The organism is Alloacidobacterium dinghuense, assembly GCF_014274465.1.
GTDB lineage: Bacteria > Acidobacteriota > Terriglobia > Terriglobales > Acidobacteriaceae > Alloacidobacterium > Alloacidobacterium dinghuense.
Genome location: NZ_CP060394.1, coordinates 2,642,126 through 2,668,549, shown reverse-complemented (window position 1 = coordinate 2,668,549; position 26,424 = coordinate 2,642,126). Strand labels below are relative to the sequence as shown.

Annotated in this window: 21 protein-coding genes; 14 read left to right on the top strand and 7 right to left on the bottom strand. The window is 56.3% G+C overall.

Annotation, left to right across the window (positions count from 1 at the left end; translation table 11 throughout):
• Window positions 1-79: 79 nt before the first annotated feature.
• The 3 genes from H7849_RS27085 (at window position 80) to malQ (ending at window position 4,201) form a co-directional block, all read left to right on the top strand.
• Window positions 80-214, top strand: coding sequence for a hypothetical protein (locus H7849_RS27085; protein WP_285288947.1), 135 nt, complete (start codon window positions 80-82; stop codon window positions 212-214).
• Between the two features lie 370 nt (window positions 215-584).
• Window positions 585-2,564: a peptidyl-prolyl cis-trans isomerase gene (locus H7849_RS10825; protein WP_186746427.1), complete on the top strand. Its 1,980-nt coding sequence runs from the start codon at window positions 585-587 to the stop codon at window positions 2,562-2,564.
• Between the two features lie 92 nt (window positions 2,565-2,656).
• Complete coding sequence (malQ, locus tag H7849_RS10820) at window positions 2,657-4,201, top strand: 4-alpha-glucanotransferase (protein WP_186746425.1); 1,545 nt, start codon at window positions 2,657-2,659, stop codon at window positions 4,199-4,201.
• A 10-nt stretch (window positions 4,202-4,211) separates the two neighbouring features.
• Here the strand turns inward: malQ and treY are convergent, their stop codons facing one another.
• Window positions 4,212-7,184 carry a malto-oligosyltrehalose synthase gene (gene treY / locus H7849_RS10815; RefSeq protein WP_186746423.1) on the bottom strand — a complete coding sequence of 991 codons (2,973 nt, stop codon included), beginning with the start codon at window positions 7,182-7,184 and terminating at the stop codon, window positions 4,212-4,214.
• A gap of 117 nt (window positions 7,185-7,301) precedes the next feature.
• Between treY and H7849_RS10810 the strand changes: the two genes are divergently transcribed.
• From H7849_RS10810 to H7849_RS10785, 6 genes are all read left to right on the top strand, one after another.
• A complete protein-coding gene (locus tag H7849_RS10810; RefSeq protein ID WP_186746421.1) occupies window positions 7,302-7,484 on the top strand; it encodes a hypothetical protein in 183 nt (60 codons plus the stop codon).
• Window positions 7,485-7,642: 158 nt separating this feature from the next.
• A complete protein-coding gene (locus H7849_RS10805) occupies window positions 7,643-8,920 on the top strand; it encodes an ABC transporter permease (RefSeq protein ID WP_251106739.1) in 1,278 nt (425 codons plus the stop codon).
• A 9-nt stretch (window positions 8,921-8,929) separates the two neighbouring features.
• A complete protein-coding gene (locus H7849_RS10800; protein ID WP_186746420.1) occupies window positions 8,930-10,168 on the top strand; it encodes an ABC transporter permease in 1,239 nt (412 codons plus the stop codon).
• A gap of 79 nt (window positions 10,169-10,247) precedes the next feature.
• Window positions 10,248-11,591: an APC family permease gene (locus tag H7849_RS10795; RefSeq protein WP_186746418.1), complete on the top strand. Its 1,344-nt coding sequence runs from the start codon at window positions 10,248-10,250 to the stop codon at window positions 11,589-11,591.
• Window positions 11,592-11,606: 15 nt separating this feature from the next.
• The gene (locus H7849_RS10790) at window positions 11,607-12,179 is read left to right on the top strand and encodes a carboxymuconolactone decarboxylase family protein (protein WP_186746416.1); all 573 of its coding nucleotides are present in this window, start codon (window positions 11,607-11,609) and stop codon (window positions 12,177-12,179) included.
• Between the two features lie 13 nt (window positions 12,180-12,192).
• The gene (locus tag H7849_RS10785; protein WP_186746414.1) at window positions 12,193-12,750 is read left to right on the top strand and encodes a carboxymuconolactone decarboxylase family protein; all 558 of its coding nucleotides are present in this window, start codon (window positions 12,193-12,195) and stop codon (window positions 12,748-12,750) included.
• A gap of 20 nt (window positions 12,751-12,770) precedes the next feature.
• On the opposite strand, the gene H7849_RS10780 is transcribed toward H7849_RS10785, so the two are convergent.
• On the bottom strand, window positions 12,771-13,184 hold the full coding sequence (locus tag H7849_RS10780; RefSeq protein ID WP_186746412.1) for a hypothetical protein: 414 nt from the start codon (window positions 13,182-13,184) through the stop codon (window positions 12,771-12,773).
• Between the two features lie 124 nt (window positions 13,185-13,308).
• Between H7849_RS10780 and H7849_RS10775 the strand changes: the two genes are divergently transcribed.
• The 4 genes from H7849_RS10775 to H7849_RS10760 all read left to right on the top strand — a co-directional run bounded on the left by H7849_RS10775 (window position 13,309) and on the right by H7849_RS10760 (window position 17,996).
• A complete protein-coding gene (locus H7849_RS10775; RefSeq protein ID WP_186746410.1) occupies window positions 13,309-13,872 on the top strand; it encodes an RNA polymerase sigma factor in 564 nt (187 codons plus the stop codon).
• Window positions 13,869-14,243: a hypothetical protein gene (locus tag H7849_RS10770; RefSeq protein ID WP_186746408.1), complete on the top strand. Its 375-nt coding sequence runs from the start codon at window positions 13,869-13,871 to the stop codon at window positions 14,241-14,243. The genes H7849_RS10775 and H7849_RS10770 overlap by 4 nt, the downstream gene beginning before the upstream one ends.
• A gap of 45 nt (window positions 14,244-14,288) precedes the next feature.
• A complete protein-coding gene (locus H7849_RS10765; RefSeq protein ID WP_186746407.1) occupies window positions 14,289-16,697 on the top strand; it encodes an alpha-L-rhamnosidase-related protein in 2,409 nt (802 codons plus the stop codon).
• A gap of 327 nt (window positions 16,698-17,024) precedes the next feature.
• Window positions 17,025-17,996, top strand: coding sequence for an IS1595 family transposase (locus tag H7849_RS10760; protein ID WP_186746405.1), 972 nt, complete (start codon window positions 17,025-17,027; stop codon window positions 17,994-17,996).
• A 184-nt stretch (window positions 17,997-18,180) separates the two neighbouring features.
• Here the strand turns inward: H7849_RS10760 and H7849_RS10755 are convergent, their stop codons facing one another.
• From H7849_RS10755 to H7849_RS10735, 5 genes are all read right to left on the bottom strand, one after another.
• On the bottom strand, window positions 18,181-19,317 hold the full coding sequence (locus H7849_RS10755; RefSeq protein ID WP_186746403.1) for a RelA/SpoT domain-containing protein: 1,137 nt from the start codon (window positions 19,315-19,317) through the stop codon (window positions 18,181-18,183).
• Window positions 19,318-19,452: 135 nt separating this feature from the next.
• Window positions 19,453-21,426 carry a M1 family aminopeptidase gene (locus tag H7849_RS10750; protein WP_251106738.1) on the bottom strand — a complete coding sequence of 658 codons (1,974 nt, stop codon included), beginning with the start codon at window positions 21,424-21,426 and terminating at the stop codon, window positions 19,453-19,455.
• An 8-nt stretch (window positions 21,427-21,434) separates the two neighbouring features.
• Window positions 21,435-22,607 (bottom strand): lipid-A-disaccharide synthase, encoded by a 1,173-nt coding sequence (lpxB, locus tag H7849_RS10745; protein WP_186746402.1) that lies wholly within the window; start codon window positions 22,605-22,607, stop codon window positions 21,435-21,437.
• A 6-nt stretch (window positions 22,608-22,613) separates the two neighbouring features.
• Window positions 22,614-24,614 carry an ABC transporter ATP-binding protein gene (locus tag H7849_RS10740; RefSeq protein WP_186746400.1) on the bottom strand — a complete coding sequence of 667 codons (2,001 nt, stop codon included), beginning with the start codon at window positions 24,612-24,614 and terminating at the stop codon, window positions 22,614-22,616.
• A gap of 12 nt (window positions 24,615-24,626) precedes the next feature.
• Window positions 24,627-25,229 carry a GNAT family N-acetyltransferase gene (locus H7849_RS10735; RefSeq protein WP_222439796.1) on the bottom strand — a complete coding sequence of 201 codons (603 nt, stop codon included), beginning with the start codon at window positions 25,227-25,229 and terminating at the stop codon, window positions 24,627-24,629.
• On the opposite strand from H7849_RS10735, the gene hemW reads away from it, so the two are divergent.
• Window positions 25,228-26,415, top strand: a complete 1,188-nt coding sequence (gene hemW, locus H7849_RS10730; RefSeq protein WP_186746398.1) for a radical SAM family heme chaperone HemW — start codon at window positions 25,228-25,230, stop codon at window positions 26,413-26,415. The two genes, H7849_RS10735 and hemW, sit on opposite strands and share 2 nt — an antisense overlap.
• The last annotated feature ends 9 nt before the right edge of the window (window positions 26,416-26,424 follow it).

Sequence of the window (26,424 nt, the reverse complement as noted above, 5' to 3'; positions counted from 1 at the left end):
GGAACTTGTTGTAATCAGAATTGGGTTACTTTGGAGGTTCCGATTTGGGAAGCCGAGACAAGGGATCGTCCTCGCAGCGGTGACGTCTCTCTTTGCCCGCCAGATCGTGCTCTGTCTTTCCCGTAGCGACGGTTCGAAAGCAACGCAGGCAGATGGAATCCATGCTGCCGTCATCGTTACGGCGATGGGCGAAATCCTTGGGGTTGCACTGTGAGGCGATATGAGCGACTCCTGAGGTGTAGCGGTACATCTCTACCGAAATGTGCGTGTGAAGGGGAAACCACTCTGAAAACTGAGCGGTCCATGGCACGAGTGATGATACTGGCAACCAGAAAGATCTTTCCTGAAGAATCTTAAGAAAGGATGAAGAACCAAAGGGCCATCATGCCGAAGAAGCGTTTGTCCGGCGTACCCTGAGGGCAGCGCGCGAAATTTCCTGGATTGTTCGAGAAATGGCGGAAGCCAGGCTCGCACATTGAAAGTCATTTATAATCAGGTAGCTTCCTGCCAGAGCCAGGATGAGCCGTTTACCGCGACGCGGAGACGTCTGCAAAGCGCCAGATCAAGAAGGTCATTACCCATTCATGATTCGTTTTCTTCAGAAAGACAGCCGCACGGTGAAGGCGATCTTCATCGTCATTATTTCCGTTGCCTGCATCACCATGGTCATCACGCTCGTTCCGGGCATCTTCAGTGATTCGACTTCGAGTTCCGATACTTACGCGACGATTCGCGGAGCCGGTTTCTTCGGCCGCATCTTTGGTTCGACGGACGACGTTACCACACAGGAAGTGCAGCAGCTTGCGCAGCGCATGATGCAGCGTCAGCAGTTGCCTGATTTTGTGCTGCCCTTCATGATGCAGCGCGTCGGGCAGGGCCTCATTCAGCAGCACATTGAGTTGCAGGAAGCGGGCCGTCTGGGAGTGAATGTGACGGATGAGGATCTGCGCGCATTTCTGAGGACCGGAACCTGGGGCCAGGTGCTCTTTCCGAACGGACACTATGTCGGCGATGAGCAGTATGCGAGTCTCGTCTCGCAGAACTTCGGCATCTCGCGCGAGATGTTTGAGAAAGAACTGAAAAAGGAGCTGCAGGAAAACCGGCTCCGGTCATTTGTAACTGCGGGTGTTACGGTTTCCGACCAGCAGGTGCGCGATTCCTACGTACAGCAGGCGACGAAGATCAAGTTTGACTACGCGGTAGTGAGCGCGGACGACCTGCGGAAGACCATCAATCCCACCGACACCGAATTGCAGGCCTTCTTCAAGCAGAACACGACGCGGTATGCGAAGGCGATTCCGGAGACGCGGAAGATTGAGTACGTCGCATTCACGACCGCGAATCTGCCCGGCGGCGCTCCGCAGGTGACTGATGCCGAGGTGCAACAGTACTACAACCAGCACCAGAGCGACTACAAGGTCGAAGACCAGGTAAAAGTGCGGCACATCCTGATCAAGGTTGATCCGAATGCCGATGCGAAGGCGGATGCCGCGGCGAAGGAGAAGGCAGAAGACATCCTCAAGCAGCTTCACAATGGCGGCAACTTCGCGGATCTTGCTAAGAAGAATTCCGATGATCCGGGCAGCAAGGAGCAGGGCGGCGAGCTTGGCTTCATCAAGCATGGCGTCACCGTGCCGGAGTTCGACAAGGCGGCCTTCGCACTGCAGCCGGGACAGACTTCCGACCTGGTGCGCACGAAGTTCGGCTACCACATCATTCAAACGGAGGAGAAGCAGACGGCGCATACGCGTTCGCTGGATGAGGTGAAGCCGACGATTGTGGCCGTGTTGACGCGCCAGAAGGAAGCGCAGGCGCAACAGGCATTCGCTCAGCAACTGGCAAGCGAGGCGCAGAAGAGCGGCATGGCGCAGACGGCGGCTGCCCATCATCTGCAGGTGGTGACGACCGATTATCTCGCGCAGAATGCGATCATTCCTACGCTGGCCGACGGATCGCAGATGCTGACAAGCGCATTTTCAGCCAAGCAGGGCGCTGCTCCCGCGGTTGCGTCTACCGGCGATGGCTTCGCGATCTTTGAGGTGCAGGATGTGCACGCAGCGCATGCCCCGACGTTCGATGAGTACAAGTCGCATATTCTTGACGACTTTCGTGATGACCAGCTGCCGCAGCTGCTGACGCGCAAAACCAATGAGCTTGCGGATAAGGCGAAAGCTGAGAACGATCTGGCGAAGGCCGCAAAGGAAGTCGGCGCGACGATGAAGAGCAGCGACCTGGTGGGTCGCGACGCTCAGGTTCCCGATGTGGGCCAGTTGTCGTCTACGGCTCCGACTCTGTTCGATCTGAACGTTGGACAGATCAGCCAGCCGATCAATAGCCAGCGCACCGGAGTCGTTGCGAAGCTGACGGAAAAGCAACAGCCGACGCCGGATGAGATTCAGAAGAATTTCGAACAGACGCGCGATGCACTTCTCAATCAGAGGCGTGAGGATATGTTCTCGGTCTTTGTGACGAACCTGACGGACCAGTACCAGAAGGAAGGCCGTATCCGCGTGAATAAGCGGATGCAGCAGCAGCCTGGATTGCCGGGAGCGCCACAATCGTAACGATGTAATTACAAACAGAGAGCAACGAGGGCCCGTGGTTTCGAATCTGTCGAATCACGGGCCTTTTTGGCAGCGCTGCGTGGAAAAAAGATATGTCATTTGAGCGGTCATCGGGAATACTGCTGCACATCACTTCGCTGCCTTCTTATGGCGGCATTGGGGACCTTGGTCCTGCCGCATATCAGTTTGCGGACTTTCTCGCCGCGGCGAAGCAGCGGCTGTGGCAGGTGCTTCCCCTCAGCCCGACAGGATATGGCAGCTCGCCCTATGCGGCGCTCTCCGCGTTTGCCGGCAATCCTTTGCTCGTGAGTCTTGAGAAGCTGGCTGATTGGGGATGGATCGAGGGCAAGCGCATCGCCGATCTGCCGGGGCGTTCAGGCAACATCCATTTCGATGACGTAGAGAAGAAGAAAATGCCGCTGCTGGTGGAAGCAGCACGGAATTTTCTGCAGCGGCATGAGGAACTGCATTTGTCTGCGCAGTGGACGCGCTTCGATGCCTACTGCAGAACGAATGCCACATGGCTAAACAATTACGCACACTACAACGTGCTGCGGCGGAAGTTCAGCCTGGCCTGCTGGAATGAATGGCGGAACGAGTACGCATATCACGAGCCAGATGCGATTTCGCTTCTGGAGAAAGAAAGCGGCGAAGAGCTGGCCATTGAGCAGGTCATTCAGTTTGCCTTCGAGGAGCAATGGATGGCATTGCGAGCCTATTGCGCGGAGCGGGATATCCGTTTTATTGGAGATGTCGCCATTTTTGTGAGTTACGACAGCGCGGATGTCTGGACCCAGCGGGATATCTTCGACCTGAATGAGGATCTCTCGCCGATTCGCGTTTCGGGCGTGCCGCCTGACTACTTCAGCGCGACTGGGCAACGGTGGGGGAATCCTCTGTATAAGTGGGATGTGCTGGAGGAGCGCGGGTTTGATTGGTGGATCGATCGCATTCGTCGGGCCCACTCGCTTTACGATGTGATTCGGCTGGATCACTTCCGCGGCTTTGAGGCGTACTGGTCGATTCCGGCTGAAGACGATACGGCGGTCAATGGCGAATGGGTGAAGGCTCCCGGAGCAGCTTTGTTTTCAAGGCTGCGGGAGGCGCTCGGCGAGCTTCCTTTCATTGCCGAAGATCTCGGATTGATTACGCCGGAAGTGGATGCTTTGCGCGAACAGTTCAATCTGCCGGGAATGCGGATTCTTCAGTTCGGGTTTTCAAATCGCGGAGCGCACAACTATCTGCCGCATCGTTACGAGAAGAACACCGTCGTGTACACCGGCACGCATGATAACGACACGACCCGCGGCTGGTGGGAGAATGGCGCGACCAAGGTTGAGAAAGGAGCGGTGAAGACGTATGTGCATCCAGGAACCCGCGAAGGAGTAGTGTGGCCGCTGATTCGCGCTGCTTCGACTTCAGTTGCCGATATCTGCCTCTTTCCGCTGCAGGACATTCTGGAGCTTGGCTCAGAGGCCCGGATGAATGTGCCATCTCGCTCAGGGGACAACTGGGGCTGGCGTTGCCCCGAGGGAATGCTGACGCCGGAACTCGCGAAAAAGCTGGGAGATCTCACCCTCGTTGCGGATCGTGATCGCGTTCAAGAGGAAGAAAAGAGCGAAGCTGCTCAGAAGTAAGACGCGGCCTTCATGCTTTACTGACCAGCATCGCTACGGGGAAGTCAGCGAAAATGTCGCTGAGATTGAGGCGACATGTCTCGTCTGCCTGAATCTCCTTCCCGGTGAATACATTGATGAACTCTCTCAAAGTCTGATCCGGAATCGAAAGCACAGCCTTATCCCATACCTCTGCGAGCGGCAGATGTGGTTTGGCATGTGTCAGGGAACATGCGAAGCGCGGAACCACAATGAGAACGGATCGCTTCGTGCTTCGGCTCTGGCGGAGAAAAGCGATGGCATTTGAGTGCTTTTCCTGCTCGACGTTCAGCGGAATGTATTCACCATGACGGAAAACAGAATGAAGTTCGCGTCGTGTGCAAAGGGCCCGATGCATGGTCCACAGCTTGATGCGGCCATCATGTAAAGTGCGCAATACCTCGGAGCAAACGGCTGCAGCTCCTTCTCGCTCGTGCAGTTCCAGCAATCCATCGAGAGTCTGTTGTCGGAGGGCGTAATCGACAGGACGACGGTTATCAGGATCGACGAGACTCAGATCCCAAAGTTCGCTGCCCTGATAAAAGTCGGGCACGCCCGGAGATGCAATCTTGAGCACCACCTGCGCAAGTGAGTTGACCGCTCCGAAGAGTTGCAGCGCGGGAAGGACCGCCTTCAGTGTTTGTACGAAACGTGTTTCCCGCGCGCGTTCTTCCGGCAGCAGAATCGCAGTCAGGAAGTTGTTCACTGCTTCAAGATATGCCGGGTTCGGATTGATCCAGCTGAGATTGACTTTGGCTTCATTCAGGGCCTTTGCGCAGTATTGTTTGACCCGCTCCAGAAAATCTTCACGATCATCCATCGTTTCCATCTGCCACGGCCACGCACCAATGATGGTCTGGTAGATCAGGTATTCCTCATTCGCATCGGGAGCGATGCGGCCATCCGCCAGCTTGCCCTTGTGCCTCGCGTTCATGCGGACCCAGCGCCGGATGATGGAAGACCATTGCGTGGGCATTTCAGAAAGCACGTTGAGACGGTTGCGCACATCCTCGCTCCGCTTCGTGTCATGGGTTGACGTCGCCAGCATGGTATCGGGCGTGTTCAGCAGGCGATCCTGATTGGTGGCGTGGAAGAGATCGCTGGAAATGCCGAAGGCCTTGATCGAACTGCCAACTTCATTTGCCGAGAGAAATCGAGTGTAGACGTAGAAGGCCGTGTCTTCGACACCCTTTGCCATTACCGGGCCGGTGAGTTGCTGAAACTTCAACGCGAAATAAAGGCGCGCAGGATATTTCTCGTCGTTCGGATCTCCCAGCAAAAGCGTGTTCTGGAGGAATTCGAAAGCGGACACGTCGATATCCGGGTTGCGATACTTTGCGCGCCAGATTGCCTGAGCAATGAAGGCAATGTCGCGCTCCGTGTATTGGCCGCGATCATCAAAGTACGTTCGATACACGGCGAAGCATGCGATCGTCTCGCGGATGACGCTTTCGAGTATGCTCTCGGTGAAGTCACGCGCTCTGCGATCGTTCGATGCCAGATGATTGAGCAGATTGATGAGTACATACACTTCACTGGCCAGCGACGTCTGCATGACCTGCAGCTTGGAGCGATAAATCAGCTCGCTGGGATCAACTTCACGTCCCAGGATCTTCGTGTAGAGCGCATCAAAACGTGTCTCATTCTGCGGCTGGATGAAAACATGATTTACGAGGTGAAGGAAGTCGTATCCGGTCGTTCCGCTCACCGGCCACTCGCGGGGAAGAGCTTCTCGCGGCTCAAGGACCTTTTCGACCACCGTATAGAGTGGCCCCCGGCTCTCTGTCCAGTCATAGCCGTGGAGCGCCTCGCGTATCTCCAGTTCAATTCCGTTTTCGCCAACTGGATCTTTTGCCGTTGGCCCCGCGCACTGGCTGGCGACATAAAGCAACTGCAGCCGGATGAGATATTGGCGCGGATTGAACATGCCATCGCAGTGATCGATGCGTAAGCCGGTGACCTGTTGCGTTGCCAGTAGCTTACGAACGAGTGAGTGCGTCTGCGCAAAAGCTTCGGGATCTTCCATGCGCAGGCCAACCAGATCGTTAACATCGAAAAAGCGGCGGTAGTTGATCTCTTCCCCCGATACGCGCCAGTACGCAAGCCTGTAGGGCTGGATTTCAAGCAGGGCATGAAGCAGATCGAAGCTCTCAGGCTTGCCTTCGACTCCGTTCACGCGCTCTTCAGCCCGTTTGAGGGCCGGTTGCAGCTCAGCCGACAGCAGCGCTTGCTGCAGCCGGGGGCGAAGATCGGCCAGCTGCGCGCGACGCTGTATTGCAAGATTCGGGTCCGCTGTGTCGTGCGGAGGAATGTGAGCCAGCTCTTTCAGCAGATCGCGAAACGATTGCGGTACGCCGTCTTTGCTGTCGTCTTCTTCGGGAAAAAGCAGCGGAATGGTGCGCGGAGCGATCGGAAATATGTGTTCGTAGTAACGAATGCGAGAGTGGCCATCTTCAAAAGCGACCTGGATCTTTTTGTCCTCAAGCTCCTCGCCGTACTGTTTGCCAAGAATAGGAAGCAGGAGTTTGCCGCGCATGTCGGGCTTGAGCGGCTCCCATTCGATATCGAAAAAAGTTGCATGTTCTGAAGCGCGACCATTTTCCAACACGTCCTGCCACCACACCGAGTTGTTACTAATGCCCATGTGGTTGGGCACGATATCGAGCAGCAGGCCCATGTTGGCTACGCGCAGTGCGCAAGAAAGCTCGCTGAAGCCATCGTCGCCGCCAAGTTCCGGATTCAGGCGATCGTGCCGGATCACGTCATATCCATGTTGGCTTCCCGGGCGAGCTTCGAAAATGGGTGAGCTGTACAGGTCGCTGATCCCAAGCCGTTCGAGGTACGGCAGAATCTTTTGCGCGTCGGCAAACGTGAATTGAGAGTGCATCTGCACGCGATAGGTCGATAGAGGCGCGCGTGCGTCGCTGTGCACTACCTGATCAATGCATTCCTTGATGTCAGACATGTTGGCAGGTACGTCTCTTGGATGCAGAAACAGACTGAGCAGTTTTCAGGCCTGCGACTTTACGAAACCGAGTGTCGCGGAGACAATAGAAAGGAGATCAAAGATAACGAGGAAGTGATGCCCCTTTCCGGCGAAGCTATTCGATTGATGAACTATGTTGACGATGTGTCCGTTACCCTGCGCCGCGTGCTTGCCCTCGCTCAGACGCTTACCCCTGAAGAAAGGAAGCGCGTCAGCGACTATCTTAAGAATGCCCAGCCGAGTGTGGAGGCAGTGATTTCCTCCCTGCAAGGCAAATAGCCTGGAAGCGGGTTTTTAAGCTGTGATTTTGCGGCCCCGACGGGGGATCGGCATTTCGTATTGGCCGGAATAAGACGTAACTTAAGACTACAGAGATTGCTCCCGAACCATTTTTCTTTCCGGCTCGTCTAAAAGCCGGGGAACCTGGGAGCAGCCGGATGCGTACTTCCGGCTATAAGATGCAGAACGTCGAAGATATTTTCGGGCAGGTATTCCGTGCCATTTGGGCGAACAAGCTTCGCTCATTCCTGACCATGTTTGGCATTGCCTGGGGTGTTGGCTCGATGCTGCTGCTTATCAGCGTGGGCGAAGGTTTCCGCTCAGGCCAGCGACGGCAGTTGGCGACGCTCGGCAACGACCTCATCATGATGTGGGGCGGAACGATTCCGGCGGTGGCGAATCAGCACACCGGGATGCGGCCGTATAACCTGACGCTCTCCGATGCGGATGCGATTCGCTCGCAGGCTTCTGAGGTGCGTAACGCCACTGCATTTATCAATCGCAACGACATCAAGCAGCAGAGCGCTTACGAGAGCGCGGGGGGACAGGCGATTGGGGCCGAGCCCAACTACAGCGGCATCCGTTTTATGCCCATCCGGGAAGGTCGTTTCATCAACGATGCCGACTTGCGCGACCGGCGCCGAGTCATCGTGCTGGGCGACAAGAGCGCGAAACTGTTGTTTCCGGGGCGTCCGGCACTGGGTGAGACGGTGCTTTTGAACGGTTCGAACTTCGTGGTCGTCGGCATTGCCGACAAGACGGGACGGGGCAACAACGATAACGATAATCAGAAAATCTACATTCCACTCTCCACCATGCTTGAGATGTTTCCGTTAAAGGGCGAAAACATTCCTGCGGATTCGGTGACTTCGATTCAATATCAGCCGCGAATTCGCGGCGAGAATGCCGCGGCAATGCGGCAGGTGCATGAGATTATCGCCAAGCGGCACGGCTTCGATCCTGGTTCAAAAGACGCGTTCAACGAATGGGACACCATCAAGGAAGAGCAGATGGTGGGCAAGATATGGACGGCGATGGATGTCTTCCTCGGCGGAGTCGGTATTGTGACATTGGCTCTGGGCGCCGTCGGCATTATCAACATCATGCTGGTTTCAGTGAGCGAGCGGACACGCGAGATCGGTTTGCGCAAGGCGCTCGGCGCAACCTCGCGTAGCATCATGACGCAGTTTTTCCTTGAAGGACTGTTGCTGACAGGAGTGAGCGGGCTGATTGGCATTGGTGGATCAGCGCTCTTGATGTACGTGCTCCAGAGTACTTTGGGAAATAGCATGCCGGGTTTCGATCCGCCGAGACTGGTGCCGTGGTCGGCGGCGCTCGCGCTTCTTTCGCTCAGTGTGAGCGGAATCATCGCGGGCTTGTACCCGGCGGGCAAGGCTGCTGCGCTAGAACCCGTGGAAGCGCTACGGCGCGAATAAGGAGTCAACATGCTGCGCGATCTCTGGGGACAGGCTTATGAGGCGATGGTCTACAACCGTCGGCGCACGACGATCACGATTGTCGGCATGGCCTGGGGCATTGCCACCGTGGTTCTGTTGCTGGCGTACGGCGCAGGATTTGGGGCGGCGATTGAAGCCATCTTCGCGCAGTGGGGCACGCAGATGATCGGTGTGTTTCCGGGAAGGACGAGTGAGCAGGCTGGGGGCACAAAGGCAGGTGTGCAGGTGCGCTTTACGCAGGAGGATGTGGACCGCCTGTGGACCATGGTGCCGAATCTGCAGCATATCTCGCCGATGATCTCCAAAGATGTTCCTGTTGCGAATGATCTGCACACCTATACCTGGTCGGTGATTGGCTACCGCCCGCAGATTCAGGACATTCTCAAGTTCGATGTGGATTCGGGTAGATTTTTCACAGATCTGGACGATCAGCAGCGCAGTCATGTTGCTGTTGTCGGCTCGGAGGCCAAGACCAAGCTCTTCTCCGGAGAATATGCGGTCGGGCAGCGTGTCCGTTTGAATGGCATCAGTTTTACGATTATCGGCGTTCTCAAGCCAAAGATGCAGGAGGGAGACGACGATATCAACCGCCAGATATATGTGCCCCTCAATACCATGGGGGACATCAAGGATCTGAAATACCTGGACGGCATCTGGCTGAACTATACCGGCAACCACATGGTCGTGGAGCAGGCGATTCGCAACACGCTTGCAGCGGCACACAATTTCCGGCCGTCGGATCACAATGCCATTTTTGTTGCGAATCTGATGGAGCAGTTAAAGCAGTTCCGCATGCTCACACTTGCGCTGCAGGTGCTGCTCCTGTTTATTGGCGCGCTAACGCTGGGCATCGCCGGCATTGGACTGATGAACATCATGTTGGTCGCCGTGCAGCAGCGCACGCGTGAAATCGGTATTGAAAAAGCGCTTGGCGCGCGCAAGCGCCATATCCTGATCCAATTTATGGCCGAGGCCTTGGTGATCACCGGGGTTGGCGGCGCGATTGGCATCGTGCTCGCATATGCTGTCTCTATCGCAGTGGGACGCATCACGTTTTACAGCGCTCTTGCTGCGAATGCCGAGGCCGCGGACATCCGCCTGCTCATCTCACCGATGATTGTGATTGTTGCGACCGGAATTCTGATTGTCGTCGGCATGGTGAGCGGCATGATTCCTGCAATCAAAGCGGCCAATCTGAATCCGATCGAAGCGCTGCGCTACGAATAACTCTTTTCCGCAGCAACCGCCCGTTTCAAACTTTTGGTGGATGCCAGCGTCATGCCTTTCCCCGTAGGATGGCATGCGAATGGAACTACCAGGCCAGGCGAAACTCGGTAGACAGATGGGATTGGCCTCCGCCGTTGCTGTCGTCACCGGCGAGTCGATTGCGCTAGGCATCTTTCTGACACCGGCGGCGATGGCGAAGTCCTTGGGCTCGCCGCTCCTGCTGGCTGCGGTTTGGTGCGGCATGGCGCTGGTCGCCATCAGCGGCGCGCTTTGTTATTCGGAACTCGCCGTGCGGTTTCCTCAGGCCGGCGGAGAGTATGTTTATCTGCGCGAAGGATACGGCAGCCGCGTCGCCTTTCTTTACGGATGGATGTCGGCTGCGGTGATCGATCCGGGACTGGCCGCAGCTCTCTCAGTCGGTGCCGTGCCTTACGTGCAATCCATTGTTACGGTTTCACCGCGAACCGCAACGTTGCTGCCAGCGGCGATCCTGATATCTCTCGGCATCATCAACTATGTGGGAACGCGCCTGAGCAGCCGCGTAATGGCTACTGCAAATCTGGTGAAAATTGCTGTGCTCTTCGCGCTGGTAGCCTGGGCGTTTGTTTCCGGTCACGCTTCGACTGCGAACCTGCTGCCACTAACCACGCGGCGGCCCGGCTCTGAAGCACTTTTTGGAGCCATCGCCGGAGCCACAGTCAACGCGTTCTTCAGCTTCGGTGGATGGTGGGAAGCGGGCAAACTAGCCGGTGAGGTCAAGAATCCAAAGCGCACGCTGCCCCTTGCCTTTGTTTGCGGCGTGCTGCTGGTTACGGCCGTATATCTGCTCGTCAGCTTTGCATTTCTATTGGTAGTACCGCTGGAGCGCATTGTTTCCAATACAGCCTTCGTGGCGCAGTTTGGGCAGGCGCTCTTTGGATCCGCAGGCGGGAAAGTCCTCTCGGCGTGCGTCCTGCTTTCTGTTATCGGCGGATTGATGGCGCTCACGATGGTCGTGCCGCGAGTCTATTATGCGATGGCGAGAGACGGTGCCTTCTTCTCGGTGTTTGGGCGGTTGCATCCGCGCTTTGGAACGCCTGCGAACGCCGTTTTGCTCCAGATGGGCGGCGCGCTGCTGGTGCTATGCTTTGGAGCCTTTGACCGCATCCTCGCTTACATCATCTTTTCCGCGATTTGCTTCCTCTCGCTTTCCGCCGCGTCATTGTTCCGTCTGAAAGAGCCGGTCCGTCGCTGGTGGTATCCCTTGGCTCCCATCGTATTTCTTGTGGGCAGCGGCATCATTGCGCTGCTTATCCTTATGCATGATCCCGTGCCCGCGCTCATCGGAGTTGCCGTTGTGTTGTGCGGCGATCTGCTGCGACGCTGGCTTATCTCAGCCAGACCCGTAACGGCCACCGAGGCCGCCGAATCTTCTCTTCTCTGAAAGGATTTTTGAAAAATGCCTCACATCAACTTGCCCAAAGAACTGCCCGGTATTCGTAGCGCAATGGCTTTCCGTCCGGAAACAGCAAAGCCCCTGAATGAATTGGTCGAAGTCTTGCTGCGTGATCCGCACTCGTTGACGCCCGGTGAACGCGAACTCATCGCGACGTATGTCTCTTATCTGAATGACTGCTACTACTGCCAGATGAGTCACGGTGCAATTGCCGCAGCCCACTTGAATGACGACGAAGAGTTGGTGAAGCGCGTCAAGGCTGATTTTCAACACGCCGACATTTCTGACAAGCTGAAGGCACTGCTGGTAATCGCCGGAAAGGTCCAGAAGGGCGGCAAGCACGTCACTGCCGAAGATGTGGAAGTCGCGCGCAGCCAGGGCGCAACAGATATCGAGATTCACGACACCGTTCTGATCGCCGCGGCCTTCTGCATGTACAACCGCTACGTCGATGGCCTGGCGACCCTGCAGCCGCTCGACGAGGCGAGCTATCGCGAACGCGGCAAGCGTGTCGCCCGCGATGGCTACGTGACAGTGAGCAAGGAATATCTGACCACCTACGCGGTGGTCCGCTAACAAGGAGAGGAAAATGCCGCACATTACACTGCCTGAAGATCTACCCGGCATCACCGCCGGGTTTGCATTTCGCCCCGAGACAGCCAAGCCCATGCGCGAACTCGCGCACATTCTATTGCATGAGCCGAACAGCCTCACTCCCGGCGAGCGCGAGCTGATTGCAATGCATGTCTCGTCTCAGAACGATTGCTATTTCTGCCAGACGAGTCATGGCGCTGCCGCCGCCGCTCATTTCGGTGACGACGAAATCGTGAAGCGGGTAAAGGCTGATTTCCAGCACGCGGACATCTCCGAGAAGTTAAAGGCGCTGCTGGCGATTGCCGGAAAAGTGCAGAAGGGCGGCAAGCATGTCACAGCAGGCGATATTCAGAAGGCGCGTGATCTCGGCGCAACTGACGTAGAGATTCACGACACAGTGCTGATTGCAGCCGCATTCTGTATGTATAACCGCTATGTCGATGGGCTGGGAACGTGGCAGCCGCGTGATGAATCGATGTACGCGACGATGGGAAAACATATGGCGACGGAAGGCTATCGCAAGCCCTCCTTGGCTGCCGCCGATGTCGCATGATGTGCACGACAAGGCGGCTGCTAGGCCGCCTTTCTGGGCGCAAACAAAAATGCAGAAATGAGCAGGGCAACGCCGATCAGGGCAGGGATGAGGCCAACTAATCCAACAGCCCTGTTGGGCGCAATTTCAGCGAGAAAAGCTATCAGCGCAATGCCGACTCCTATGTTGACCAGCCCGCCAACAACATACCCCTCGCGCTTTTTCGCGTGGCTTTTCGCTTCGGCTGCGCGCTCCTTTTCCTGCAGATAGGCAATCGTAGCAGCGGAGCTCTGCGTATCTGACTCAGCCAGCTTTTTCAGCATGTCATTCCGGTAATAGCTTTCGCGCTCCTGCTGGCGCGCACCCGACCACGCAGCTACCGCAAGAAAACCGAATAGAGCAACTGCCCCAACGCTGAGAAAAAGGAAAATAACCCCCGGACCTTGAAAGAACATAACAACCTCCTTGACGCCGAGTAAGACCTGCAGCCTCAGGCACCGGTTGCGTTTTATTTTCAAAAATAAAAATGCAACCATCATGGATGCGGGGCGGTCGTACTCTGCGAGGAAACACCGAAGCGTGAGCGCTGCAGAAGATCTGGCGAATGTGGAGCGGGTGCTGGCGGGAGACATTGCGTCTTTCGAAGGCATCGTGCGCCGCTGGCAGGGACCACTAGTGAATATGGCCTATCGCTTCTGCAACGATCGCGGCCGCGCGGAGGAGATGGCCCAGGAAGCCTTTCTGCGTATCTATCGTTCGCTTTCCAGTTGGCGGCGAGACGCGGCTTTCTCCACGTGGCTCTTCGCGGTGGCGGCAAATCTTTACCGTTCAGAACTGAAGCGGATACCCGCTGGAAATGTCGCCCTGGACGAAGTCGCCGAGTTGAAGGACAAGCACTCGCACTCCGCCGAGTTTGAGAAGCATCAACGTGACAGGATGGTCCGGAAAGCCGTGATGGCTCTTCCGGCAAAGTATCGCGACGCCATGATTCTGTACTATTTTCATGAGATGGATGTGCCGGCAGCATCAAAAAGTCTGGGGCTGCCTGAAGGTACGGTAAAGGCAAGATTGTTTCGGGGACGCGAGATTCTGCGCAGCAAGTTGCCGCAGTTACTCGATGTGCCGAGACTGAAGGAGGCATGATGGAAGACGAATTGGATCGTATGCTGTCCAGGCAAGACGAGATCGTGCCGTCTTCGGGCTTTGTTATGTCGGTTATGGATGCTGTGCGCCGCGAGGCTGCAGCTTCTGAGCCCGCCCCGCTTCCGCCGATTGCATTCCCATGGCTGCGTGCGCTGCCTATCATGATCGCGCTGGTTGCTGCGGTGGCTATGCTCATCGCAGGAGCCGTCGAAATTCTTCGCGGCCCGGCTTCCGTCACACAGCAGCCGCTGCTGCCTCAAGCGGTCACTCACGCGTTAACGCAGATGAATGCAATCTGGCTTGCCGTTTCACTGCTCATCGCATTTTTCTCAGCATTCCTTGCCATGCGCTTTGCTATCGGCAAGCGCTAGCAGTTTCAGCGCCTCGCCCAGAGTTGTTCTGGTAGTCTGTCCCACATGTCTCGCGTACTTCTGTTCGCAGTGGTGCTCTTTTCTGCCGCAGCCATGGCGGCGCAGGAAGCAAAGCCTCTCAATCCTGCTTTGGTCGAAAGCAAGTGGCATGCGCATTGGATCACGTGTCCGGATGCTCCACAGAAGGACGTCGGCATTTTCTACTTCCGAAAAGAACTTACGTTCGCGATGGCCCCGGAGCATTTCTGGGTGCACGTGAGCGCCGACAATCGCTTCCTGCTGCATGTGAACGGGCAATACGCGGGTGAAGGCCCGGCGCGCGGCGATCTCTTTCACTGGCGCTTCGAGACAATCGATCTCGCTCCGATGTTGAAGCCAGGCAAGAACGTTCTTGCGGCGACGGTATGGAATTTCGGCACGCGCGCCCCGATTGCGCAGATGACAAATCGCACCGGCTTCCTCTTGCAGGGCGATACGTCTGCGGAAGAAGTCGCGAACACGGATGCTTCATGGCAAGTGAAGCAGGAGAAAGGTCGCGGCTTGGCTGCGACGAACGGGGTCGCTGGATATTACGCTGCTGGTCCCGGTGAGACCGTGGATGGCCGCATGGTTACGTGGGATTGGGATGCACCCGCGGTCTCCGATACTGCCGCATGGCATGCGGCCGAAGCGATTGGAGAAGCTGCAACGCGCGAGGCGCAGGATGCCGACAACAACTGGGAACTGGTTCAGGACCAGCTTCCGGCGATGGAGCATCGACCGACGATGGCAGGCCGTATCGTCCGCATGAATGGAGTGTCGGGCATTATCTCTAATCCTCAGGGCGTGCTGGAGATTCCGGCGAATACACACGCGACACTGCTGTTCGACAACCAAGTGTTGCAGAGTGCCTATCCTGAACTGACGGTGAGTGGCGGACGAGATGCGGAGATTCGCCTGACCTATGCCGAGGCCCTTTATGACGCGAAGGGAGAGAAGGGCAATCGCAACGAGATAGAAGGGCGGCATATCGAGGGTGTGTCGGACATATTCATCAGTGATGGCACCGACCAGCGCGCATTTCAACCGCTGTGGTGGCGCACATGGCGCTATCTGCAGGTGGATGTGACGACAAAATCAGCTCCATTGAAACTGGAAAAACTCGATGGGTGGTTCAATGCGTATCCATTTGTCGAAAGAGCCAGCATCACCGGAGACATTCCCGACTTGAAAAAGCTCTGGGACACAGGTTGGCGCACGGCACGCCTTTGCGCGCATGAGACGTACATGGACGCTCCCTACTGGGAGCAGTTGCAGTATGTTGGCGACACGCGCATCCAAGCCCTCATCTCCTATGCCGTTTCCGGTGATAGCCGGCTTGGCAAACAGGCCATCACGAACATTCAATCGTCCATTATTCCCGAAGGGCTTACGCAGAGCCGTTATCCATCGCGCCTGCCGCAGTTCATCCCGCCGTTCTCACTGCTCTGGGTGGACATGCTGCACGACTACTGGATGTACGTGAACGACGAGGCCCTGGTGCGTGAAACGCTGCCGCGCACGCGTGGCGTGATCGATTGGTATGCGTTGCACCTACGCGACGATGGTCTGATGGGCCGCGTGAAGTGGTGGGAGTTCGGCGACTGGACGAGCGGCTATCAGGGTGGAGACCCGCCGCAGGAAGCCGATGGCGGCTCGACATTTCTCACCGCGCAGTTCATTGAGGCTCTGCGCGATGCGGCCGAGCTTGAGCAGGAGTACGGGAGCAAGGAACGGGCGGCGGTCTATCGGAAAACGATTGAGAAATCATCCGCAGCTTTGAACCGTCTGAACTGGGATGCCGAGCAGGGGGTGTATGCAGACACTCCGGCGAAGAAGAGCTACAGCCAGCAGGCAAACGTGTTGGCTGTGTGGCAGGATGTTGCTCCGCGCGCAGAGCAGAAGGCGATTCTGCAGCGCGTTCTTGCTTCGCAGGAAGGCAGAGAGACGCAGGCCCATGGCAAGGCAGTTCCGCCCATGTCGGCGATGAGCTACTACTTCCGCTTTTACCTGGCCCGGGCGCTGGAACATGCCGGGATGGCTGACTTGTATGTCAGCCAGTTGAAGCCGTGGTACGACATGCTGAAGCTCGGACTGTCAACCTGGGCCGAGCAGCCGGAACCGACGCGCTCTGACTGCCATGCGTGGAGCGCCCATCCAAATTACGACCTGCTAACCGTCGTGGCAGGGATTCATCCGGGCGCCCCTGGCTTTTCTCAAGTAAGAATCGAGCCGCATCTCGGCGCGTTGCATGAAATTGAGGCCTCAATGCCCCACGGCGACGGCAATATCGCAACCGCTTATCGCCGGAACGCGAAAGAGTGGGTGGCCACAATCACGCTGCCAGGAGAACTTAGCGGCAAGTTGGTGTGGAATGGCCAGGAATATCAGCTGCATCCGGGTAAACAGGAGATCAGTCTGCCGATTGGAAATTGAGCCCTGTCAAGAGGTCAGCTGAAGAAATGCTGTGTATCTTATTCAAACCACTGTATATCTGTTACAACAAATACTGGCGTACAATTTTGCCGCAAAAACTATAATGGAAATAAGGGCAGATTTCTGAGAGTTTGCGCAATCGAATGCAAACCGTCATTCAGACGAGCACGGCGCCGAACAATCTCAGCGACGAGGACCCCCGCTAAGTTATTGAAAACACTAGGATCGACTTAAGTCAATTAGAATCAACGGCCTAGCGGGGGATGATCCCCCGCTAAGGGCATAAATATACTTGACACACCATGAGTCATTGAGTACTATTACTTCATGCAGATTGACGACAAATTCCCTAAAAGCATGCTTGAAGCAATCCGCTATTTCGCCGATCCCGATGTGTGCGTGGACTTTGTTGCTTCGATGCGCTGGCCCGATGGAGTGACCTGTCCTCACTGCGATGGTCAGCGCGTCTCTTACCTAAGTTCCCGCCGCATCTGGAAATGCATGGCGAAGGATTGTCACAAGCAGTTTAGCGTGAAAACTGGCAGCGTCTTTGAAGATTCTCCAATCACTCTTGATAAATGGCTCACTGCTGTATGGCTGGTTGTGAACTGCAAGAACGGCATCAGTAGCTATGAACTGATGCGGGATTTGAAGGTCACTCAGAAGTCTGCATGGTTCATGCTTCATCGCATCCGTTTGGCGCTCAAGAACACTTCATGGGAGAAGATCGGCGGTAATGGCGCTATCGAAGTAGATGAGACTCATTTTGGTCCGAACACTCGCAAGATGCATGCTGGCAAGCGTACTAGGCTCGCCAAAGAGGGATACCAGAAGCCTGTAGTCTTCGGCATGCTTGATCGCGAGAGCCGTCAGGTTCGCGCCAAGGTTGTACCCAATGTGAAGCGCGAGACTTTGCAGAACGAGATTCTGAATCAGATTGAAAAAGGCTCCAAGGTCTATACCGACCGCTACACCGGATATGACAATTTAGCCGCTCAAGAATACGTTCACGAGACTGTGAACCACGTAGAAGAATATGTTCGCGGACAGGTTCACACTCAGGGCATCGAGAACTTCTGGAGCCTATTGAAGCGCGGTCTGCGTGGCACTTACGTTGCCGTAGAACCATTTCATCTTGATCGCTACGTGGACGAGCAGGTTTTCAGGTTCAACAACCGCGCTACCAAAGACAATCCGCTGGATGATACCGACCGCTTCATGCTGGCAGTATCGCAGATAGCAGGCAAGCGCCTTACCTATGCAGAACTGACTGGCAAGGTGGGAGAAACGAGCTTCTAATCTTCCTGTTTGGTTGAAGCGCCAGAAGCGCGGGAAGCGGAGGCTTTAGGCTTCCGCTTTTCTGTCTCTATACGCCTTTGAAGATCCGCCTTCGACACCTTCATGATGCCCCGCATAGCTTCAGTGAATCGCTCAAACTCAACGTTCTTCGGTGGCGGCTTCATGGCGTTATCATAACTCACTGTCAGGAGCCAAAGACCTGCTCGTTGATAAGGTCAATAAAACCAACGCTATTCAAGAAAAAGCTAGGATATGCGCTCTTCAAATCGCTAAGAGATTCCGCAGTAACCAGGACGATGTGAATGTCCTCGTTGTTGCGGTTCGCCTGCTCTTTTTCCGCATATTCTTCCGATGCTTTCTTAAAGTCTTCTTTTCCATAACCCATATATCCGATTTCTCTATTTTGTGCATGCAATTCAAGCAGGTATAGGTCATTGCCCCCTTTACCCTCAAAAGTAGAGTAGCTCTCTAGAACGTGCTGCATGCCACTCAGGAGATTTACGACACGCAATTGCGTAGCAAGTCCAGAAGCTTCGCGACGTGCATTGAAATGCTCCTCTTTGTTTGCAAAGACGTTCTGGGTCCCCTCATTGAAGGCCATGATCTCGGCAACAAGGAAGAAGAACCTTTTCCAAAGTGCTTCACCGTCTCCGGATTTCAATGCTTGGTTAGTTACCGCAGAAGCGGTCTCGACCGCCATAGCCCACGCATGCTGCATTCGCGACCGAATCTGAATCTCTACCCTGAGATCGTTGCAATGAGAAACCGATGGATCTAGGCTGTAAAATTTAGCGACCTCATGAATGGACCTATAACCATCGGGCTTAGGTTCCGCGATATAGTCCCTGCACCACTTCGGGACAATCTGCGGTCCATCAGATCGAGAGCCAAAACGCTGCACAATGCGGTCTCTCAATTCATATGCGTGACGCACATCCTGAACGACAGCGCGGCATCCCGCAATATCCTGTATCGTTGTCAGGTTCGTAACGGGAAATCTCTGCAACTTTGAGCGAATTGATAGATAACGCTTCAGCCGCTCAACCACAATAGGTGCTCCGTCAATGTTAGTAGCCTCAGAAGACAGCAACGCGGATACAGCTTTTAAAGGCATGGCATGAAGATTGCGCCACTCTGCCATGATGCCGAACTCTTTGCTAAAACGTGCGTTCCATGACTGGAAATCAGTCTTGATTAGTTGTAGCCATTCATCGCCTCTGCTCGCGATGAAGTCCCCTGCCCGGTTGAAAGCGGCATTAGTGTATCTGCGCTCCATGATGTACGGTCCAAGAACCTCGGCGGAAGATATTATGGGAGTCATTTCATTCTCCCTCTTTCCGCATGGTGTGGCAAGTATGTTGTTGCCCCGCTAAGTGATTGAAAACACATGACGCGCGAAGCCACCCCAGGGGGGAGGGGGGTGGTGCCCATCGGGCTCGCCGAATTTCACCGCGAATTACTCGTTTTCCTCGCGCTTGTACGGCGTCTGCAGGTACTTGCGGGCTTCGTTGAGCGCGCCCTGTGTGTTGTCGTTGGTCTGCAGCGCCTGGCGGTATTCGGGCACGGCGCGTTCGCGCTGACCGGTCACGTCGAAGATCTTGCCGATCTGAATGTGGCTCCATACTTCGGTCCACTTGGGATCATCATCGCCGCGTAGCGCGTCGCGATAGGAGTTGATCGCTGCCTGGTAGTTGCGCATGGTAAAGAGCACTTCGCCGATACGGTAGCTTGCCAGCGAGCTGTTCGGATTGGCCTTGAGCGCATTCTGATACTCTGCGAGACCCCCAGTCGTGTCTCCCTGGGCCACGAGCTGCTGTCCGCGCAGGATGTGGATGCGCACCTGCATGTCAGGCGAGTTTTTCAGGATCCAGTTGTCGGGGTCGATGGTGATGTGGCGTGGACGCCCGAAGGTATCGACGACGAATTGCGAGTCGGAGCCGACGACGTCGACGCGGCGGATCTCGGTTTTGCCGTCCGTCTCGATGCGCAGCTCGACCGGCATGTTGAAGAGGTCGAGATCCTGCTGAATTTCCCCGATCGTTCGGAATCCCTTGTTGTTGCCGAGGCGGTAGACGGCGTATTTGTTGTTGAATTGCGGTGCGCCAGTGCCGTCGAGCCATTGCGCGAAGAACGGTGTGAGCTGCTGTTGCGACTGCGCCTCGGCGAGCTTTTCGAAGTCGCTCGTCCTGATCGATTTGTCGGTGAATTGCGAAAGCGTTGCGCGGAGAATCTTCGAGAAGCTGTCATTGCCTACTTCCCAGCGCAACATGTGATAGACCAGCCCGCCTTTCTCAAGGGTCATGGATTGGAATTGTGGCGAAAAGGCGTCGAGCCGGCCTGCGCTGGTGAGCGGAATTGTGTCATATGCAAGAGCGCCAGAGGAGACGTCCAGAATGGCTGCATTCATGGCGCTGCGGCCAGCTGTGTCTTCCAGGTACATGAGCTCGCCGTAGCGCGACATGCCGTTGGTGATCCAGGCGTCATTCAGGGTTGCGGGGCTGATCTCGCTGCCCCACCATTGATGGGCAATCGTATTGGAAAGGAGCCGGAAGTCGTTCTTGTTGCCGATGCGCGAGCCTGCGATTGCGGCGATTTCCGGCGCCCAGGCCGCGGGAACCGTGTCGTTGGGCAACTCCACGACATTCAACTGCGTGGATTCAGGCACGCCGAAAGTGCTGGTGAAGAAGGCAAACTCGCGCAACGCAGTCTGGCCATAATCCTGCGCGGATTGTTTCTTATCTTCCATGGCGTAGACATGGATATTCGACGCGGGAGACACAGGCGCGTCAAACTTGCCGGCGATGATCGTTCCGGGGAATCCGGGCTTGCTCCAATGGAAGTTATGCTGTTCGCCGCCAGCGCCGGGCGCAGATGTCGTGGGGCCACTCCCGATCACGCGATAGCCCGCGGGAAGCGTGACGTGAATGTCGGCGGTAAAGCGATCGGTCATGTAGCCAACCATCGGGAACCAGCGGCCAGCGTAGAGCAGGTAGCTCGTTGGGTCGCCGACCTGTGCCAGCTTCAGCCCTTCAACCGGGCTGCCGGCATCGCCGTCGAGCATGCCGTCATAGGTAAAAATGTAGGTGTACTGCTGCCCTTTGACCAGCGGAGTCGTTGGCGTGACGATGACTGTGGCATTGGGACCGCGCTCGCCGCTGAGCGGCAGGTTGGACGTCGTCGTAACCTTCTCGACCTTGAGCGCGCCGTGCAGTTCGAAGATCGCAGTATCAGTGTTGTCGAGCGCAGTGAAAGTGACCTGTGCCGTAGCGGAGAGCTTGTGATCGGAGGGGCTCAACTGGGCATTGATGGTGTAGCCGGTGATGTTGATCGTCTGCTTTTGCTGGGCAGATGCTGAAGCAGCGGCCGTCAACAACAGAACTGCTCCCCAGAAAGAAGCTCCAGGGCGAAAAGTACTGCAGTGCTTCATCATTCTTATCTTCATCGTGCTGGACCCATTAACTCTACTGTGATGCTGGCCACTTGCTCAATGGGACTCTTATCCGCATGCAGAGTTGCGCTCACCTGTGCCAGATCCGCATGCATTTTGGCGCGGGCCCGTTCATTGTGCAGCAAGTTCTGCAAGTGTGAGGCGACGTTTCCCGCCGTAAAGTCACTCTGGATCAGTTCTGGAACCACTTCGCGTCCGGCAATGAGATTGACCATAGCCACATGCGGGACCTTCACAACCCGCTTGGCAACAGAATACGTCAACTGAGAAACACGGTAGACGACGATGAAGGGATTGCCGATGAGAGCGGCCTCGACTGTGGCCGTGCCGCTGGCCACGACACTGGCGCGCGCATGATGCAGCGTGGCGCGGGCATCTTCGACCAGCGTGATGCGTGGGCCGCCGGCGGGCAGCCCGTCGGCGGGAAGCATAGTGCGGACGTGGGCGACATGTTCCGGCGTCAGCGTGGGGGCGAGCGGTACGAGGAATTCGAGTGGTTCCTGCAGTTGACTGGCGGCTTCGATCATTTCCGGAAGGTTGAGGCGAACCTCCTTGAAGCGGCTGCCAGGCAGCAGACCCACCCATGATTTGGACGGGTCGAGACTGTATTGGTCAGCAAAGTCTTTTCGTGAGATGGAAGGCAGGGGCACTTCGGCAAGCGGGTGGCCGACAAACCTAGCGTTGACCCCATGCTCGCGGTAAAACGACTGTTCGAAGGGGAAGATGACGAGCATCCGGTCCACGAAGCGTCTTACCTTGTGGATGCGGTACTTCTTCCACGCCCAGAGCTGCGGGCTGACGAAATAGATGACCGGGACGCCGAGCTTGTGCAGGGTGCGGGCAAGCGAGAGATTCACGTCGGGGAAGTCGATCAGAATCGCGGCGTCGGGCCGCTCCTTCGCAATGCTGACCTTGAGCTTGCGATATTCGCCGTAGATTCGCGGAATGTGCTGGATGATTTCGGTGATCCCCATGACCGCGACATCTTCGGCGCGGACGATGCGGCGGAAGCCCAGCGCTTCCATGCGCTGGCCTCCAAGACCGAAGAATTCGGCGTTCGGGGCCAGCTTGCGGATTGCCGGGATGAGCTGTGCGGCGTAATGTTCTCCGCTGGCTTCGCCTGTAGAGATGAAGATTTTGGGCTGATCGGAGGCTGGAGCCATGCGCGGTTAGTCGGTCCCGACGGCAAGGCTTGGATTGAGTGTGGGGAAAGATTCCGGCAGTTCCTGATCCTTGTATTGGAGCTGATAGAGCTTCCAGTAGATTCCGCGTTGCGTGAGCAACTCCTGGTGTGTGCCCGCCTCGCGCAATTGTCCTTTATGCATGACGAGGATGACGTCCGCGCGCTGAACAGTCGAGAGCCTGTGAGCGATGACGACAGAGGTTCGGCCTTCGATCATGTGCTCAAGGGCAAGGCGAACGCGCATTTCGGTTTCTGTGTCTACGCTCGATGTGGCTTCGTCGAGGATGAGGATTCTTGGGTCGTGCGCCAAAGCGCGGGCGAAGTTAATGAGCTGCTTCTGGCCCGTCGACAGTCCATTCCCGCGTTCGCGCACAGGTTCGGCAAAACCCTCAGGCAGCGAATGGATGAAGTCGCGGACGTTGACTTCGTCGGCCGCTTCTTCGAGGCGTTCGTCTGAAATCCACTGCGAGCCCAGGCGGATGTTGTCGGCAATGGTCCCGGAAAAGAGAAATGGGTCCTGCAGAACGACACCGAAGCGCTGGCGGAGCTTGGTGAGGTCGTGCTCGCGCACATCGACGCCATCGACCAGGATGCTGCCGTGCTGGATATCGTAGAACCGCATCATCAGGCTGATGATGGTTGTCTTTCCTGCTCCCGTGTGGCCGACGATGGCCGCGGTCTGGTCGGGTTCAACGGCAAAGGAGACACCGCGCAGGATCCATTCGATGTCATCCATCGCGGCCAACTCGGTAGCATTGGCGTGGTGGATGCGGTCTTTCTGGGCTTCATCAAGTCGCTGATAGGTGAACCAGACGTTGCGGAATTCGATTCGGCCTGAGTTGTCGCCTTCTTTCGGGTGAGCGGGACGGACAATCTCCGGGGTCGTATCAAGCAGCTTGAAAATGCGCTCGCTTGCGGCCATCGCGGCTTGGAGGATGTTGTATTTCTCGCTCAGGTCCTGAATGGGGCGGAAGAAGCGTTGCGCGTACTGCATGAAGGCGACGAGAACGCCGAGTGTAACGGTTGTATGGAGGACACCATATCCTCCGCGCCAGATGACCAGGGCGATGGCAATGGAGCTTAGGACTTCGACTGCCGGATAGTAGAGTGCATAGGCCATGATCGCGTCTTTGAAGGCGTCCATGTGCTGCTGGTTGACCGCCTTAAATTCTTTGAAAGAGCGTTCCTGGCGATTGAAGAGTTGCACGACTGTCATGCCGCTGACGTGTTCCTGCGTGTAGGAGTTAATCCGGGCAATCGCAGATCGAATGCGGCGGTAGGAATCGCGCACATGTTTGCGGAAGAGTCGCGTGACCAGCAGGATGAATGGCAGGACGGCAAACGAGAGCAAAGCCAGCCACCAGCTCATGCGCAGCATGACGATGACGATTCCGGCCAGCACGAAGACGTCTTCAAAGATAGCGAAGACGCCGGAGGTGAACATCTCGTTCAATGCGTCGACGTCGCTGGTGAGTCGCGTAACCAGGCGTCCGACAGGATTGCGGTCGAAATAGCCGATGTGCATGTGCTGCAGATGGCGGAAGATCTGACTGCGCATGTCGAACATAACTTTCTGGCCGGTCCATTGCATCAGGTACGTCTGGACGAATTCGAGGAAATAGCTCAGCACGAGCGAGGCGAGATACAGGCCGGCGAGCTGGCTGATGCCGGTGAATGCGTTTGGACTAAGATGGCGCGCGAGCCATGAGGGTTTGGCCGCTACCTGGGCGGTCATGTAGCGATCGACGGCGACTTTGGTGAGATATGGACCGAGAACGTCAGAGCCGGCCTTGATGAGGATTGCGGCAAGAGAGATAAATGCAGGCAGCTTGTAGGGATACAAGTATCGGATGAGGCGGCGCATCAGACGACCGTCGTATGCTTTGCCGACGACTTCGTCTTCCTGCTGCTGAGCTTGTTTTTGCCCCACCACGCGAGAACCGCGCGTGTCGGGGACCCCGGTTTTCGGCTTTTCCTGTTCGGCCATGCGCTCCTGACTCTATTTTACGGGTTGGCGGACTCCTGGGGCGCGAAGCCGATAGAGCACATGCCGTCTTAATAGATGACCTTCGGGCAGGATTGGATGATCAAAGCTGTCGGCGGTATCAAAGGTCATTCCGATTCTTTCCATCACACGACGGGATCGCATGTTCTGTTCGGCCGTGAAAGAGACCAGCGAGGCGAGCTTTAGTGTCTCGAAAGCATAGGCGACGATCGCTTTGGCACCTTCGGTGGCAAATCCCTGTCCCCAGGCGTGTGCGGCGAGGCGCCAGCCGATTTCTACACAGGGCGTGAAGGCGGCCTCGAAATTTGGTACGGAAAGGCCGATGAAGCCGAGAAATTCATGGCTGGAGAGTTGCTCTACAGCGCACAAACCGAAGCCGTGCTTTGTAAAACTGGCTTCGATCCTGTCAATGGCACGATCGCTCTGCTCGCGCGTCAAGAGGTTTGGGAAGAACTCCATCACGCGTGGGTCGGCGTTTATTTCTGCGAAGGGCCGGCGGTCGGAGTCTCGCCAACGGCGCAGGATGAGGCGTGATGTTTGAAGGATCGTCATTGGCGAAGCGTCCACAATGAGAAAATAGAGGATAGAACCTTCCATGGATAGCCTCGGCATCTACATTTCCGTGCCGTTCTGCCGCTCGAAGTGCACCTACTGCAACTTCGCGTCAGGGGTTTTTCCATCGAGCTATATGGCGCGGTATGTCGACAGGGTGTGCGAAGACCTGAGAGCCGCGGTCAGACGATTTTCGGGTTTGCCTCGCGTCGCGGACTCGGTTTATTTGGGTGGAGGTACGCCCAGCCTGCTGCCGCCTGACCTGCTGAAGACGCTTTTCGGCGCTATTCGCGAGCATTTTCTGGTCAAGGGCGATGCGGAGATTACGATCGAGTGCGCTCCGGGTCAACTGGCAGAGGATTCGTTGGATGCCATGGTGGATTGTGGCGTGAACCGCATTAGCTTCGGCGTGCAGTCATTCGTCGACCAGGAGGCCAAGGCTACGGGCCGGCTGCACACACGAGCGATTGCGCTCGAAGACATAGACCGGGTGTACCGAGCGGGGGTTGAAAGGGTTAATGCCGACCTAATTGCAGGTTTGCCTCATCAGACGGCAGCATCATGGACTGAGTCGCTGGATGTTCTCATGGATTCTGGTGTCGATCACGCGAGCATTTACATGCTGGAAGTGGATGACGAGTCGCGTCTGGGGCGCGAGGTGCTGGGCGGCGGCGCGCGATACTTTGCAGCGGCGATCCCGTCAGACGACGCGATTGCCGATATGTATACCGAAGCGGTCGATGTGCTCGCCAAGCGTGGGTTGGCACAGTACGAGATTTCGAATTTTGCACGAATGGGTGCTGCATCCGTTCACAATTTGAAGTACTGGCGGCGGCTGCCTTATCTGGGACTCGGCCTGGACGCTCATTCGATGTTGCGAACGGAAAACGGCACTGCGATTCGCTTTGCCACTACCGATGACCTGCAGAGCTATCTGTCTTCACCAGGATGGGAAGATGCGAGATCGCTCACGCGACTGGAGGAACTCGAAGAAGCTTGGTTCCTAGGTCTTCGGTTGAATGAAGGCGTGGACCTGCAGCAGATGGAGACGGAATTTGACAGGGAACTCGTAGAACCATACAAACCTCTTATCGAGGATTTGTCCTCAGACGGGCTTCTCACCCCCGGTGCTCGTCAGATTGCCCTGAGTCTGCGGGGCCGGATGCTGTCGAACGAGGTCTTCGCGCGGTTTTTGGATGTCATCGATATTGGCGAACCCGCCTCGGTGTAAAACAGAAAT